The 1,942-nt window shown below is 43.1% G+C and carries 1 protein-coding gene; it reads left to right on the forward strand.

Going from position 1 to position 1,942, the window contains the following annotated elements; translation table 11 throughout:
- The first annotated feature begins 168 nt into the window (after positions 1-168).
- A complete protein-coding gene (locus BLR42_RS22245; RefSeq protein WP_091873932.1) occupies positions 169-1,911 on the forward strand; it encodes an IS1634 family transposase in 1,743 nt (580 codons plus the stop codon).
- Positions 1,912-1,942 lie beyond the last annotated feature (31 nt).

The following is a 1,942-nucleotide window of genomic DNA, read 5'->3' on the forward strand; positions in this document are numbered from 1 at the left end:
TAACCCTAAAGTCGTAAATTAGATACTCAAAACGATTATTTACTCATTTTTATTGCTTGGCCATATGGCGCAAATCCTTGAAAATACTGACATTTAAGCGCTTTTTGTATTGACTTTTATTTGAGTATATATTATAATAAATATATACTCAAATAAGGAGAGTGCCTTATGCCAGCAAAACCATCAGGAGAGATCAAAACAAAAATAGTACGTCAGCCTCAGAAGAACGGTGATATCTACATTCTGGAGAGGCAAACCATCTATGATCCCGACAAAAAATACAACAAAGTACTAAGCAGCAAGCTGATAGCCAAAATCCCAAAAGGGGAAAAAGATCCAGTTCCAACGAGACCTAAAAGGAGCAAAGCTACCAAATCAGATACAGAAACTAAAATTGTATCAGCTAAGCGCATGCATGTCGGGATGATGGACATAATAGATCACATCGGTAAAGTGTCCGGCATTGACGATGCTGTTTATGCATCTACCGACATAGGTACAGCCCAGAAGATCATATCGCTGGCAAGATATCTTCTGGCAACAAACGGGCAGTCCCTGCCAGGCATACAGACCTGGCAGTTCAACCATCCACTGCCGTACGAAGATGGCATATCCGAGGATGTATATCATAACCTGTTCGTTCAGGTTGGACTTGATGAAAGCCTACAGCAGAGTTTCTTTAAGAAGCGCTGTGAATCGCTGTCTGTAGAGGATGCTCTTGCATATGACTCATCTACGATCTCTGTGTATTCAGAGAATCAGAACGATGCAAGGTTCGGATTCAACAAGGCTCACGATGGTCTGAAGACCATCAAGCTGCTGACACTGTATTCCATTGACAGCAGACAGCCTATAGCATTTACAAAACAGCCGGGCAACCTTCCGGATGTTATATCAGTAACCAATGCCATAAAGCAGCTCACGGCTTTAGGTGTAAATACTACAGAAATAGTTACAGATAACGGCTACTATTCTGAGCAGAATCTCTCAGAGCTGTTGCAGGCGGGCTTTGATTTTATCACACTGGCAAAGATCAGCCTCAAATGGATACGCCCCGAGATAGACAGGCATATGGAAGCACTTGATGACTTCCGGACCATATGTCCATTCGATCATGCAACACATGGAGTAACAGTGGTTCTTATGCAGGAATTTAAGAAGATCCGCAAATACTCCAACCATAAAAACGGAGCCGAGAAAGGCTCTGAAGAAACCTTTAAGCGCAGGATCTATCTGCATATATATTTCAACAAATCCAGGCAGACTGATGATAAAACAGCTCTTGATGATGATCTTTACGAGCTTAAAACTCTGCTGGAAAGCGGAACAGCCATTGAGGATCTGGCTCCTGCAGCACAGGAAAAAGCGAGCAAGTATTTCACAGTCAAACGATGGGGTGGCAAAATAACTGCAACTGCCAATAACAAAGCCATCAAGGATGCCAATAAATATCACGGGTACTTTGCGCTCGTCTCCAACAAAGAAAAGGATCCGTTTGAGTGCCTGCGCAAGTACCGTAAAAGAGAGACCATAGAGTCTTTCTTTGAGGCAGAGAAACAGCATGCCGACGGTACACGTGCAAGAGTATGGTACACAGACACTCTGAGAGGCCGTATGTTTGTACAGTTCATCTCGCTGTGCTACTACGAATATTTCAGCGAAGAAATACGCAAGCTCAAGGCAGTTCTCGACAACGAGATCAACAGCGGGAACTTAAAGAGCGAAGATCTCAAGACCACCAAAAAGCTAAGAACCTGGGTCAACAATACACCTTTATATCTGCAGCTGCAGTGGTTTGATACAATCGAGCAGGTAGAGATATCTACCAAACTCCGCAGTCGCAGATGGAATACAGAAATAACCTCCTGTGATGCGCTCTATCTGGAAAAAATAGGCCTAAATCAGGAGTGATGATTTGAGTACACATTTAACGACTTTAGGG

Source organism: Butyrivibrio sp. INlla16, assembly GCF_900104155.1.
In the GTDB taxonomy this organism is placed as follows: domain Bacteria; phylum Bacillota; class Clostridia; order Lachnospirales; family Lachnospiraceae; genus Butyrivibrio.

Bases quoted from the DNA above. Each gene is read 5' to 3' on its own strand.
- BLR42_RS22245 (WP_091873932.1), top strand. From the start codon at position 169: ATGCCAGCAAAACCATCAGGAGAGATCAAAACAAAAATAGTACGTCAG.